Below are 14687 nucleotides of genomic sequence, written 5' to 3' on the forward strand. Positions count from 1 at the left end.
ATCAGACGGACGGAAAACACCTTCCCTCTTTGAAAAATATAAATAACGCAGATTAAAAGGCAGAGAGATGACCAATGACCAAAATTATCAAATTAATTATTTCTTCCTCATTGCTCATCGGCGTATCTTTTGTTATTCTCTATATTCTCTCCACAATGTACAGTCCGCAGGCCGATCATGTGCCGCTGCTGAATGATCAGCGCGTGATCAGTCCGGAGGTTGAAAATTATCGCCCGATCATTGCCGAGACGGCAAAAGTGAATGGCATCGGTCAGTACACAGATCTGATTATGGCGATCACCATGCAGGAGTCAAAAGGAAAAGCCATTGATGTCATGCAGGCATCCGAAAGTCTTGGATTATCGAGGAATACGATTCAATCACCGAAAAAAAGCATCCAGGCGGGTACACGCTATTTCAAAAAAGCACTGGTCCGAGCGAATGGTGACGTGCCGCTTGCCTTGCAAAGCTATAACTTCGGTCTTGGATTCGTTGATTATGTCAAAAGTCATGGTGGCAAATATACACCTGAACTGGCCAGACAATTTTCAAAAGAAAAAGCAAAAGAACTTCACTGGAGCAGCTATGGTGATCCGAAATATGTGGAACATGTGATGCGCTACTACACCAATGAGAAACAGAAACGCGAACTCGCCAAACGCAACAGCGAATAAAACGCTCCCGAAAAAATGTTCGGGAGCGTTATGATTAATCAACCGAGAAATGATCGATTCGCTTCAATCGACCATTCTGCAGCCAATAGATTTGATTGAAACATTTGGCGATAAAGTAACGATCATGACTGACCGCAATAACCGTTCCTGAAAAGCGGCTGATCGCTTCCTCAAGCACCTCTCGTGATTCAATATCGAGATGATTGGTCGGTTCGTCAAGAACAAGCACGTTAATCTTCTTCATCATCAAGTCAGCCAACCGAACACGCACGCGCTCGCCGCCACTCAGTGAACTGATTTTGCGAAATACGTCCGCGCCGTAAAACATGAATTTTGCAAGTTCACGCCTTGCCTCGTCCTCTGTAAGCCGTGCGTGTTCCCGAAATACATCGATGACTCGGCGTTCTCTTTCTCCTGTTTGTTCAAACACATGCTGCGACAATAATCCGATGTTTAAATTGGTCCCACGCCGTACTTCGCCGCTGGTCGGCATTCGCTTGCCAAGCACCGTATTGAGAAAGGTGGTCTTACCCGCCCCATTAGGCCCGGCAATGGCAACCCGATCCTTGTAGCGTACAGCCAGATGCACATGTTCGAACAGTATTCGACCGTTAAAGGCGACGGAAAGATCTTTGCAGCTTAATACCTGGGTCCCGGTACGGGTGCTCGCTGCAAAACTGAGTCCCATTTTATCCGTTTCCAATTTCGGACGCTTCAATCGTTCGATGCGCGCCAATGCCTTCTCCATGCTTTTCGCTCTGCGGTGCATTGCCGCATTCGGCGGTTTTGCCTGATTCGCCCATTCTTTCAGCCGCTTGATCGCTTCCTTCATTTTTTTTATTTTCTTCTGCTGATCCTCATAAGCGGCAAATTCCTGCAGCAGCCGTTCCTGCTTCTCATGAACATAGTAAGAGTAATTACCATGATAGATGTTCATGTCACCTTCATCGATTTCGAGAACCTTACTGACTGTGCGGTCGAGAAAAAAGCGATCATGAGAGACCAGCAGAATCGTGCCTCTGTATTGATTGATAAATTGTTCCAGCCATTCAAGCGCTGGAATATCAAGATGATTGGTCGGCTCATCGAGCAGCAGCAGATCCGGCTCAATCAGAAGCTGCTGCGCCAGACCGATTTTGGTCCTCTCACCACCACTCAGCGAATCGAACGGGCGCTCCAGCAAATCAGTAATCCAGAGTCCTCTGGCTACTTGATTCATTTTGTAATCCATGTCATAGCCGCCCGATTTCTGAAATTGATCTTGCAGCCTTGCATATTCAGCGAGCAGCCGGCCAAGCTGCTGCTCTCCAGCGTCAGCCATTGCTTTTTCAAGCAGACTCATTTTTTTCCCAATGGCCGTGCTTTCGGAAAATGCATCCATCAGCACCTCACGTGCCAAGCGTCCGCTTCCTTCAGGCAGTTGGCGCAAGTAGCCAATCGAGGTTCCTTTTTTTATAGCGATTACGCCGTTGTCCAGTGAATCCGCTTGAGCAATTAATTGAAACAGCGTTGTCTTTCCACTTCCATTCGGACCAACCAGGGCTACCTTTTCATGTTCCAGAATAGAAAAACTGATATCATGCAAAACTTCATTTCCTGCAATATTTTTACGTACATGGTCTGCCTGACAGATCATCATCGTTTTCACTCCTTTTTATCTATGCAATGAGCGCACCAACTTTGCATGCCCTTCTCCAGAACGAAGCTTCCGCATTGTACTCATGATGTACTTGCATTCGGACGCATGCTCCTTCTGCACGTTGTCTCCATGCCACATCTTTCTCGTTTCTTATGCGCAAAAAAACCACAGGCACTGTGCACTGTGGTTCGGATTGATTTCTGTTCAAATTAAGGCCGAAAGAAAACCCATTCCGTTACGTGAGTCGGTGTCCGTTTACAAAATCTATGCTGTTTTCTAAAAAAGGGCAGACTGATCCCTTGAAGAAAAATACAGCAAAAATCGCACGGACAGTATAGAGAAACGACTCTAATTGCGCGCGACATTTCGTAAACATGGACATCGAACTCACCTCCTTAAGGCTATGTTAAAGGGGAACGGTGGGACTCACTCAAAAAGTGCTGATTTTTCACGTCTTTCCATTTGCTGAAAGACGCACCGATCTGCTGAAAAACAAAGCCAAATTCAAATACATTTTATCAGATTTAATCCTTATCTACAATCACTACTGTTCTTTTTTTCTCATAAATAATCCAAAAACGTCCGTTGTTTCAACGATATTGGTAAACGCATGCGGATCCACTGCTTTTATGATTTGTTTCAATTGATAAAGCTCATACCGCGTGAACACAATCATCAGCACATCCTTATCCTTGTTCGTGTAACCTCCTTTTGCCGATATTCTGGTAAGGCCCCGGTACATTTGTCTGGCAATCACCTGCTGCAGTTCATTCGCCTTATCAGTCACCACCCACGCGGTCAGTTTTACATAACTCGTATGGATCGCATCGACCACACGAATGCTGACGTAAAGCTGCAACAGTGTGTAAAGAGCGCGGCGCCAGCCAAACAGAAAACCGGCAGAAAGAATAATCACTCCGTTAAGCGCGAACATATAAAAGCCGATCGGACGATCTTTCACGCGAGTCAGGATCATGGCAATAATGTCCATTCCACCGCCGGACGCACCGAATTTAAGGGTAAGTCCTGACCCGATCGCCTGCACAACACCACCAAAAACCGCATTAAGCAAAATGTCATCGGTCAGCGGATGCAGCGGAATCAGCTCCATGAAAAGTGTGGTCAGGGCAACGCTGGCCGTACTGTAAAAAGTAAATCGACGTCCGACTTTGATCCAGCCGGCATAAACAACCGGAATATTCAAAAGCAGGAGCAGAATACCTGTACTAATGTGAAAAGAGGTCGGCTCAAGGAGTGCGGAAATCAATTGCGCAATACCCGTAACACCGCCTGCCAGCACTTTTGCCGGAATGAGAAACAGGTTCAGTGCGGCAGCATTCAGCAGTGCCCCGATAATAACAATGATGCTTATCTTCAACACTTGTTGGATCGATTGGCTTTTCATACAGAAGTTCCTTTCAACGCAGTGTTTTCACCGGCCCGGCTTAAAGCAATTAAGGATTCACCCGCCCGTTCACCATATATTATTAACAAATTAACATATCGCATGCCATCACTCAATCATTATGATGAATTCATTTAATGATTTCTGCGCACACTAGTCATTAAGAGAAAGATAAGGAACTTCCACTAAAGGCGTGCACGTCCTGTGAAAGTACGTCCTGTGTACAACGTGGAAGCCATCGCATCGTGCGGAAGTTATGTTGTCAGCGCATAAATTGCTTCATTTGTGAAGAGTGCGCTTAACAGCGGTAAAAAAAGAATATGGAGGTTTTTCTGTGAAATACTTTCGTTTCTCGGTTGTACTGTTTTTAATGATGGCATGGATGGCACCTCAAAGCATCTATGCGGCAGGAAACTGGAATCCGGATGGCGTTCCAGGACACGAAACGCACCATCAATGGCTGGTTCATGTTGCCGAACAGTATGCCCCTGCTGAACTGGCTACTCAGGTTAAAAATGACATGGACAAGCATCATCAGCTTATGACCCAATGGAAGCAGACTCCTGATTTTAAACAAACACATCAAAAATGTCACAAAAAACGGCAGGAAGTCTGCAGAAAAATTGACGCGATCAAAAAAGAACAGGCACAGGGTAAACTGTCAGCAAGAGAAGCACATGAAAAAATCAGATACTTATTCCGCAGCCATTTGCGGAGCAAGCGGCATCTGGCGATTGCAAATTTACAGGAAGCAGTAAAACATAATGATCGCCAGACTATAATCAAGGCATTGAAACAGATCGACCACCACATTCAGAAATCGAACACACATTTAACTGAAAAACTGAATAAAGCGAAGGGTTAAATAAAGCGTCTCAAATTTTGCTTAAATCAAGTTTAGAAAACTTGGCTTTGCCAGGCCTCTGGTGAAGGCAAAGCCACCGCACTTATATTATAATCCGCTGAATTTTAAACTTTCTTATTGCTAAAAAAACTGCCCCGGATTTGATCCGGAGCAGTTTTTAGCATTCTATCATGATTCTGAAAGTCTGTTTTTTCTTCGCCCTATTCTGTTCTTTAATTTCATTAATGATTCATAAACAATTGGTACAATCAGCAAAGTCAGAATCGTCGAGCTGGTGATTCCGCCGATCACAGTAACGGCAAGTCCTTTGGAGATGAGTCCGCCGCTGCCCTCCATTCCGGCCGCAAGCGGAATCAGTGCACAAATCGTTGCAATAGCCGTCATCAGGATCGGACGGATTCGCGTTCCCGCAGCTTCAAGCAGTGCTTCTCTCGTGCTCAGACCGCTGTTTTCTTTGTGGATCACGCGATCAATCAGAACTACGGCATTGGTAATGACGATGCCGATCAGCATCAACGCACCGATCATCGAAGAAATGCTGATTGTTTCACCGCTAATGAGGAGGGCGACAAGGCTGCCAATAATTGCAAACGGCAGTGAGAACAGAATTGCGAACGGGGCAAGTCCTCCGCCAAAGGTTACAACCAGGACAAAGTAGACGATCAGCACTGCGGCAAGCATAGCCATGCCAAGCTGGCTGAATGAATCATTCATTTGTTCAGTCACACCGGAAAATGATACGCTGGCGCCATCCGGTAAATCCAGTTTGTCAATTTTTTTCTGAAGATCCGTGGTCGCGCCGGATACATTCTTTGCTGTAACTTTAGCTGAAATTTCCGCATAAAGCTTGCCGTCCCGCTTCGTCACCGATTGTGGTGAAGTTCCTTTTTCAACTTTTGCCAAGTTGCCGATTTTGACTTTTTCACCTGTTGAAGAGGTCACCTGTTCATCGGTCAGATCATTTACGGATTTCAGGTTCGTATCGCCTGCGGACTTCAGGTACACGTCCAGATCATCGCCGTCACGTTTAATCGTCGTCAATGCCTGGTTGTTTGCCATGCTGCTTGATGCCATAAGCGTCTGAGCAATTTGCCCCGCCGCAATACCATGCTGGCCTAACTTCTCCTGATTCGCTGTGATTGTATATTGATTGTACGATTTTGAGAGGCTCGAATCCGCTTCTGCGAAATGCTTATCCTCTTTTACCTGATTCAGAATCTTGTTTGAGACAGAACGTAATTGATTCATTGAATCACCGTAAACATACAGCGTCAGTGTGCTGGAACTTGACCCGGAGCCAAAGTCCTGGAATTTGAACTGCCCTTGGTCTGCACGTTGATTAAGCTCTTTAAGCACTTTCTCCTGAAGCTTGTCAAAGTCAGGGGTACTGGTCTTATAGGTAACGAAGAACAGTGCCTGATTATCCGCGGATTGGAACATTGCTGTGGAACTTGATCCACCGATGGAGTATTGCATTTTTTCCATGTTCTTGTCAGATTCTAAATAGCGCTCTGCCTGTGCTGCGGCTTTTTTTGTATCGTCCACCGTCTGACCAGGATCAGGATTATAAGTGATAATTAACTGCTTTTCCTGATCGTCCGGCATAAAACTGGCCCCAATATGCGGTATGAGAAACAGACTGGCAGCAAAGATCAGAATCGCGGAACCGAAAACGATCAATTTATGATTTAACGCGCCATTCAGGACTCTGCGATACCATGAAGCAATTTTCCCTGGTTTTTCCTCACTGTGTGTCCTCTTTTTTAATCCGTTTTTAAACAGACTGCTTGAGAGCATTGGAACGATAGTAATCGCGACAAGCAGTGAAGCAAGCAGCGAAAAGACAATGGTCAAAGCAAACGGAAGAAAAATCTGTCCGACAATTCCAGTTACAAGCGCCATCGGCAGGAATACGGCAATCGTTACAATCGTAGAAGACATGATCGGAATAAACATCTCATGGGTTGCCTCTCTGATCAACTCACTGCCGGACAATTTCTCTGTGCTGAGGGACATGCGTCGGTAAATATTTTCAATAACCACAATTGAATCATCAACAACGCGCCCGATCGCTATGGTCATCGCACCGAGCGTCATAATATTTAACGTGATGTTCATTTGTTTCAAAACAATGAGTGCGATGAGCAGCGAGAGCGGAATCGAGACAACCGAAATAAGCGTGGTTCGGATATTTCTTAAGAAAAGCAGAATAACCAGCATGGCAAATAAGGCGCCAAATATCGCTTTTTCAACCATTGTCTTTACAGATTGCTGAATCGGTTCTCCTTGATCCATCATGGATTCCGTATGAATGTTCGGGTAGGATTTCTCGAAAGAAGCAACTTTTTTCTTAACAGCATTGACTACATCGACCGTGTTAGCATCCTGTCCCTTGGTAATCGAAAGACCAATGGACTGTTCTCCGTTGGTTCTCGATATGGATTCGGCATCCTTCTGGAGTGCCACATCAGCCACATCTGAAAGCTGAACAGTTGGCAATGTCACAGATCTGGTCTGAGCGCCTTCTGCTCCGGATGCCGTGCTTTTTTGACCCGCAGTTGAGTTAATACCGGCATTGGAGGCTTGTTGAGTGTTCTGCTGAGACATCGACGCCTGTGCTCCGCCCTGTGCCGCTTGCGGCATATAGGGAATCCGAATCTTTCGCAAATCAGAAACGGAGTGAATATTTCCGCTGACCACTACGGACTTCTGGCTTTTATCTATGGTGTAGAGTCCAAGCGGTGCCGATACGTTATCTCCTTTAATCAGGTTAACAACCGCATCCTGATCCAATCCGTATTTTTTCAATTGTGCCGATTTGAAGGAAATCTGAACCTTTTCAACTTCCTGACCGGTCAGCGTCACTGATGAAACCCCGTCAATTCCCTGTACTTCGGGAAGCAGATCTTTTTTCACCCTGTCGCTGAGTTTGTTAAGCGACAGTTCTTTTCCAGAGACACTGACGCTATATACAGGCATCTCGTTCATACTGATACGTGCAACATTCGGTTTCTCTGCCTGATCCGGTAAAGTGATCTGATCGACGGCTTCTTTAATGTCACTAACCGCTTTATCCATATTCTGACTGTAATCATATTCCACAACAATCGACGACATACCCGTTGATGACGTCGAGCTTACATTCTGCACGCCCGGAAGCGCCTGGAGTTTCTGCTCAATCGGCTGCGTGATGCTGTTATCAATCTCATCCGGCGCTGCGCCCTGGTAGAACGTTGATACGCTTACCACCGGAATCGTGAAATTCGGCATTGTCTCCATTTTCATATTAGCGCCAGCATAAATGCCGCCGATAATAACAACGAGTGTCAGCAGCCAAACCGCCAACTTATTCTTCATTGAAAAAGAAATTATTTTTCGCACCAGATCAACTCCATTTTTTACTTTGTATCGCTTGCACTATTAATTAAAATACACGCGCCAAGGATTGCCAACGTGCTTAAGCCGTACCATCCATAGGACCTGGGGCTTATTCATCCTGACAAGCTTAACTGTTTAAAATGAACAGGGCATGAACAAGAAGAAAGCAGCAAAAAAATTTCAGCTAAGTAGAAAAGTCGAGCATTTGCCCGACCCTCATTTTCGCGTTGCGTGCAGGACGTACTTTCACAGGACGTATGCGTACTTAGCGAAAGTTTCTTTATAGTCAGCATAAATGCCTGTACTTTCAACCATGAAATATTGATTTATATCTTTTGATGTGCATCGTCGCTGCGGCTGCTCGCATCAACAGAGCCGACCACGGGCGCACCAGCTTGCTGAAAAGCAGATCTGGCGGCAGCGTGGCACTAATACCGGCTACAGGCTTACTTAAATGTATAAAATTTTCTATACAAAAAAGGGGTGCCTCAGAGTCAAAAAATTTCTGTGAGACACCCCTGTTTGTTAGAATCGCTGCAGACAGTAGATCATTAACCTTCCGCGCACCTTTTTGAAAATGTGCGCATTGCCTGCATTAGAAAGCCAGACCCGTAATGGGGCAAACTTTTATGACTGGCTTCTTACAAATCTTTAAGCACAGACCACTATGCTTTTAACGTTTCAATACCCGCTTTGATTTTTTCTTCCTGATCGGTTAAACGTGCATATCTGAAAAAACGAGTTTTCGCATCCTGCTTTGTTTTATTAAACAGCTGTTCTGCAATTTGCGGATTTATTCTCCTGAGTGCCGAAAAACGGGTCTGAGTCATCATGAATGCCGGAATATGGTCAAAATGCGGGCGCCTGAAATCAAGCTGCATCGGTGCCGCGCCTTTTTCCGACCGTTCGGGGTCATAGCGATACAGAGACCAATAGCCTGATTTGACCGCTTCATCAGCCTCCCGCAGCGCATGGCCCAATCCACCGCGCAAGCCATGAGAAATGCACGGAGTGTAAGCAATCACAAGAGAAGGACCCGGATAGCGTTCAGCTTCAATAAGTGCCTTAATCGTCTGCATCTTGTTTGCTCCGGATGCGATTTGAGCAACATAGACATTTCCGTAATTGATCGCCATCATGCCCAAATCCTTTTTCGCCGTTCGCTTTCCGGAAGCAGCAAACTGAGCAACGGCGGCGGCCGGCGTCCCTTTTGAAGACTGGCCCCCGGTATTAGCATACACTTCATTGTCGGTAACGAGAATATTGACATCCTCACCGCTGGCAAGCACATGGTCAAGCCCGCCGAAATCGATATCATACGCCCAGCCATCCCCGCCGATGATCCATTGGCTTGTTTTTATAAAGAGATCCCGCTGCTGATAAATCACTTCCAGAAGCGGATCGCTGTTCTTTTCCTTCAGTAACAGCTCCTCAAGCGTTTCGGCTCGCTGTCGTGTATTTTCGCCTTCATTCATATGCTCAAACCATTCACTCATCGCGTGCTTGAGCGGATCGCCAAGATCAAGTGTGAGCGCCTTCTCTATCTGCGCGGCAAGACGTTTGCGTCTTGTATCACGCGCAAGCTTCATACCGAGCCCAAATTCAGCATTATCTTCAAAGAGCGAATTGGACCATGCGGGACCATGCCCCTTCTCATCTGTCGTGTAGGGAACAACAGGACTTGACGCGCCCCAGATGGACGAACAGCCGGTTGCATTGGCGATCATCATTCGATCACCGAACAACTGAGTCAGCAGCTTGACATAAGGCGTCTCCCCGCAGCCAGAGCATGCCCCGGAAAACTCAAGCAGCGGTTTTTCAAACTGCGACCCTTGAATCGTCGCCTTTTTTACCGGGTTCGTTTTTGCCTTCAGAGTCATGGCAAACGCCCAATTCACCGACTGTTCCTGCTGTGCTTCCGCTGGTTTCATTCGAAGCGCTTCGCCAGCCTTCGGGCAGGCCTCAACGCATAATCCGCAACCGGTACAGTCTGCAACCGAAACCTGAATCCGGTACCTCAGACCGTCTGCCCCGCGCATGGTGCGAGTAATAAACCCTTCTGGGGCCCGTTCCATTTCCTCCGCGTCTGCCAAAAAAGGGCGAATCGCTGCATGAGGGCAGACAAACGCGCACTGATTGCAAAGAATGCACGTCTCCGCGTTCCATTCCGGTACTTGAAGTGCGACGTTCCGTTTCTCATAAACACTTGTACCAAGTGGAAGACTCCCATCTGCCATATTTTCTCTGATCAGTGTGCTGATCTTAATCGAGTCGCCTTCCTGACGATTCATCGGTTTTAAAATGTTAAGCACAAAATGAGCGTCCCGCGGTATCGAGGATACCGGAACAGAGCTCTTCGCATCGGCGGCGGATTCCCAATAATCCGGTACCGTGACTTCATGAAGCAAATGAACCGTCTGATTGATCGCAGCAACATTCAACTCGGCAACAGCCATCGATTTCCTTCCGTATGTATCGACTGCCGACTGTCTCAGCCACTCGATAGCCTGATCAAACGGTATGATGTTCGTCAGCCTGAAAAATGCCGTTTGCATAATGGTATTGATTCTGCGGCCAAGTCCGATTTTCCCGGCGAGCCCGATCGCATTGATCGTATAAAAACGGATTTTGTTTTTCGCCAGATAGACCTTCATATTATTAGGCAACCGCCGTTCAAGCTGCTGATCATTCCAGATCGTATTGAGCAGAAAAGTACCGCCTGGTTTCAATCCCTTTAATAAATCATACGTGCGCACATAGGATGCGGCATGACAGGCAATAAAATCAGCATGCGCCACTAAATAGGCAGATTTTACCGGCCTGCTGCCAAACCGCAAATGTGAAATCGTCAACCCGCCCGATTTTTTAGAGTCGTACGAAAAGTAACCTTGTACGTTGAGATCGGAATGATCACCAATTAATTTAATTGATGCTTTATTCGCACCTACAGTTCCGTCCGAGCCAAATCCCCAGAATTTTGCCTGAAATGTTCCTTCCGGTGTCAGATCCAGACTTGGAAAACTTTCCAGCGATAAATGGGTCACATCATCGTCGATGCCGATCGTGAAGCGTTGCTTCAGCGGTTTACTTTCCAGATGCGCATATACCGCCAGAATATCTGAAGGTGTCACATCCTTTGAACCGAGACCATAGCGTCCGCCAATAACACGTGGACGACGCTCACTGTCAAAAAAAGCGCTCTGCACATCGAGCAGCAGCGGCTCGCCCGATGATCCGGGTTCTTTCGTCCGATCGAGAACGGCAATAGATTTCACCGATACCGGAATCTTCTCAAGCAGCTTGTCTGTCGGAAACGGCCGGTATAAATGAATCGAAAGCAGCCCAACCTTCTCACCTTTTTCTGTAAGATAATCAACAGCCTGCTCAATGACTGACGTAACCGAACCCATGGCAACAATGACGCGTTCGGCATCCGGTGCTCCGTAATAGTTTACGAGATCATAATTCGTTCCCCGCAGCTTATTAATTTTACTCATATAATGGCTGACGATATCTGGAACTTTTTCATAGTAGCCATTGACTGCTTCGCGCTGCTGGAAAAACAGCTCCGGTCCCTGGCTTGATCCGGTTGCCGTCGGATGATTGGGACTCATGCCCCGCTCACGAAATGCGGCAACACGATCTTTATTCAGCATGTGTTTTATATCTTCATAATCAGGTACATCGATTTTCTGAATTTCATGACTGGTCCGGAATCCGTCAAAGAAATTCACAAAAGGAATAGAAGCGTCGATCGTCGAAAGATGGGCAACGATCGAAAGATCCATAACCTCCTGAACGCTTCCTTCCGCAAGCATTGCAAAACCGGTTCCGCGTGCCGCCATAACGTCCGAATGATCACCGAAAATACACAGTGCATTCGAGCTGACTGCACGCGCCGCTACATGAAAGACAGTCGGAAGCAGTTCACCTGCAATTTTATACATATTGGGAATCATAAGCAGCAAACCTTGCGATGACGTATAGGTCGATGTGAAGGTACCTGTTTTTAAGGACCCGTGGACCGTACCTGCCGCCCCCGCCTCAGATTGCAGCTCAACAACACGAACCGGTCCCCCGAAGATATTGTTCCGTCCTTCAGCTGCCCATTCGTCTACCAGCTCGGCCATAGGTGAGCTCGGCGTAATCGGATAGATTGCCGCCATTTCGGTGAACGCATAGGACACATAGGCGGCCGCGGTATTTCCATCCATTGTTTTTTTTCTAATCATTGATTCATTCCTCTCCATCCAGTGGCTGGCAGATTCTGATGTAGCAGCCAGCCGTTCCCATGTCTTGCCTCTTTTATTCTAGCTCCGTGAGAACATGGATGAACAGAAATGCTGTGATAAAAATCGCACAATTTATAAATTTAAGCCGTGTAAATCAACTTTAACAATCGGCATTTGAATGCGGCTGCATTTATTCCATTAATCGTTTTCGTTTGCCGACAACCAGTGACAGTGCCGCAAAAGCAGCGGTAAAAGTAAGTAAAATCAAAGTACTCGTAAATACCGGTCTGAGGTTTTGCCAATCAAAGTCCGTCAGTTTCGCAATTTTTGTATTTGCCTGGACATACCAGTAGGTTGGTGTAAAACTTGCAATTTTCAATACCGTGTCGTTTAAAAACTCCTGTGGTACAAAAACACCACTTATGAAACTCGGACCCAAAGTGAGAATATTGCAGACACCCGACATGGCACTCAGATTATTGAGCAAATTGCCGACAAGAAAACTGAGACTCGTAATACATGCAGTGAATGCTACAGCGTTCACCAGAAAATACGGCATATTCGGCGTTGTAAAACTTTTTGCATCCAGCAAAAAGCAAAAACCGACAAGCGCCACCAAGGCAACAGCAGCAAACAGCAGATCCGCCAAAATGATTTGCAGATTCACTTTCAGGGGACTGGATGGCGAACAGAAAATACGTCTCCGCAAATCCTGTTTATTGAATACGATCATCACCGTCGAGATACCCATGATCAGGATGGCAGACAGCGCGTAGGAAAGAAAATTGAAATAATACATGGAAAAACTGTCCTTCGTCTTCGCATGTTCATGTACATTCATGCGCACCGGTGTATCACCATCGAGGTTCTGTCTGAGTCGCTCTGTCAGCTGCTCCTGAGTCAGCCCGGGATCATGCCTCACATAAAGACGCGCCAGATTCCAATATTGCTGCACGTCAATATCGATGTACGCATTTTCCACCGATTCAGGCACAATCGTTTTCTCGATCTGCATCGTTCCGCCATCCAGAATGTTTTTCGTAAACCCTTTAGGAATACGCAGGACATAGGTAACCTGACGGAAAAACAAGGCATCCTGAAGCTGTTCTTTACTGTCTGGAATCGAAACAAAATCTGCATGCTTCGCCAGTTCCTGCCGGAAGCCCTCCGTTAAAGGCGTCTTCTCTTCGGAAATGAAGGCTATTTTCGCCTTTTGCTGCGTAAAACCATTGCCACTCGATTGATCATGCACACTGGTTATTGCGATCGTAACAGAAATAGCAACAAAAATGGCAACATAAATAAAAACCGCTAACCAATTTCTGCGAAAGATTTTCAGACAGAGATTAAAGACCGGCATATTTACGCCTCCTGACAATCAAGTAGGTTCCTGTGCAAAAGAGAAGGATGAAAATACACATCATGCCCATGGTCCGTACATAATGGCTAAGTGAATCATAGTAATAAAGCGCATAGAAAGCATCCGTGAGCAAATTGACCGGATTAAGCCATGCAAGAAATGGAACATATCTTGCAATCAGATATTTCATATCCATATACATCATGCCTGAGAGAAACGAACCAATCATTGTTGCAACAGTTAATATGGCAACTTTCATGCCCGCGCCTTTTTTAACAATCGCGCTGATCAGTGCTCCGAATGAGAGTCCGAGCACGCTTCCGGTCAGCGCCGTTAAGATAACCAGGCCTGCCCGGTTACCAAAACTGATATGAAGAGCGAAGTTAAGATAAGCCAGCAAAAGGAGCATTTCCGTAAAAAGAATAACCAGAGCAGCCGCGCTACCCGCGATAAATGCGAGAAGCTTATGCACAGGGGCGGTATTGACACGTGCCGCGCGATCCGAAATATCTGCCTGTATGTCCGTGACTTCTTTCATCCCCCAGAAGCTTCCATAAAAACAGGCCATGGCAATCAATGCATAAAAGTAATTCAGCATACTGTCCGGCTCCGAGTTGCCTCCGGCAGTTTCTTTAACATAGTTCCCCCGATTGCCAATATCTTTCAGTAATTCTTCCTTCAAGGAATCAGGATGATCCTGCGCGATCCGCTGTACGGCCAGCCGGCTCGAGCGATATTGATCTGCAAAGCTTTTCATAATACTTTGTTCAAGTTCTGAATCTTTAATAGTCAGTTTTACCGTTTCACCACTTGTAAAATAACCGGCTATTCTGCCTTTCTTCAACCATTGCTCGGCATCCGACTGACTCGTTGCATCTTTCAGATTGAAAAGCTTGTCTTTTCCTTTTGAAGCATCCTCGATCACAGCTTTAAACGGCGCGTCATACTGCTCTTCGCCTCCGTATACAACGGCTACATTAATCGGATGGAAGGCTTCATCCTTATTGATATTAAAAAAGGCCATGTAGAAGAAAGAAGCCAATATAACAGGAAAGACAAACGTCCAGAAAACAAGCTCCCGGTCACGGATCAGGTATTTGAATCGATAAACAAAGACATGTCGAAACATCCTAT

General features: G+C 46.2%; 8 protein-coding genes and 1 pseudogene. 2 read left to right on the top strand and 7 right to left on the bottom strand.

Going from position 1 to position 14687, the window contains the following annotated elements:
- Nucleotides 1-74 precede the first annotated feature (74 nt).
- Complete coding sequence (locus M3N64_RS03740; RefSeq protein ID WP_249098239.1) at nt 75-674, top strand: lysozyme family protein; 600 nt, start codon at nt 75-77, stop codon at nt 672-674.
- Between the two features lie 34 nt (nt 675-708).
- Here M3N64_RS03740 and abc-f read toward each other — a convergent pair whose 3' ends face one another.
- The 3 genes from abc-f to M3N64_RS03750 form a co-directional block, all read right to left on the bottom strand.
- Nucleotides 709-2313 carry a ribosomal protection-like ABC-F family protein gene (abc-f, locus tag M3N64_RS03745; RefSeq protein WP_249098242.1) on the bottom strand — a complete coding sequence of 535 codons (1605 nt, stop codon included), beginning with the start codon at nt 2311-2313 and terminating at the stop codon, nt 709-711.
- A gap of 235 nt (nt 2314-2548) precedes the next feature.
- Nucleotides 2549-2695: an RAxF-45 family protein gene (locus M3N64_RS14170; RefSeq protein ID WP_368389887.1), complete on the bottom strand. Its 147-nt coding sequence runs from the start codon at nt 2693-2695 to the stop codon at nt 2549-2551.
- Nucleotides 2696-2857: 162 nt separating this feature from the next.
- A complete protein-coding gene (locus M3N64_RS03750; protein WP_249098244.1) occupies nt 2858-3718 on the bottom strand; it encodes a YitT family protein in 861 nt (286 codons plus the stop codon).
- 334 nt (nt 3719-4052) lie between these two features.
- Between M3N64_RS03750 and M3N64_RS03755 the strand changes: the two genes are divergently transcribed.
- Nucleotides 4053-4583, top strand: a complete 531-nt coding sequence (locus tag M3N64_RS03755; RefSeq protein WP_249098247.1) for a hypothetical protein — start codon at nt 4053-4055, stop codon at nt 4581-4583.
- Nucleotides 4584-4751: 168 nt separating this feature from the next.
- On the opposite strand, the gene M3N64_RS03760 is transcribed toward M3N64_RS03755, so the two are convergent.
- The 4 genes and pseudogenes from M3N64_RS03760 to M3N64_RS03775 form a co-directional block, all read right to left on the bottom strand.
- Nucleotides 4752-7964: an efflux RND transporter permease subunit gene (locus M3N64_RS03760; protein ID WP_249098249.1), complete on the bottom strand. Its 3213-nt coding sequence runs from the start codon at nt 7962-7964 to the stop codon at nt 4752-4754.
- 665 nt (nt 7965-8629) lie between these two features.
- A pseudogene (gene nifJ, locus M3N64_RS03765) lies at nt 8630-12193 on the bottom strand (pyruvate:ferredoxin (flavodoxin) oxidoreductase); the annotation flags it as partial.
- A gap of 190 nt (nt 12194-12383) precedes the next feature.
- The gene (locus M3N64_RS03770) at nt 12384-13553 is read right to left on the bottom strand and encodes an ABC transporter permease (protein WP_249098254.1); all 1170 of its coding nucleotides are present in this window, start codon (nt 13551-13553) and stop codon (nt 12384-12386) included.
- Nucleotides 13540-14682: an ABC transporter permease gene (locus M3N64_RS03775; protein ID WP_249098256.1), complete on the bottom strand. Its 1143-nt coding sequence runs from the start codon at nt 14680-14682 to the stop codon at nt 13540-13542. The genes M3N64_RS03770 and M3N64_RS03775 overlap by 14 nt, the downstream gene beginning before the upstream one ends.
- Between the last annotated feature and the right edge of the window lie 5 nt (nt 14683-14687).

Source organism: Sporolactobacillus mangiferae, assembly GCF_023336505.1.
GTDB classification, from domain to species: domain Bacteria; phylum Bacillota; class Bacilli; order Bacillales; family Sporolactobacillaceae; genus Sporolactobacillus; species Sporolactobacillus mangiferae.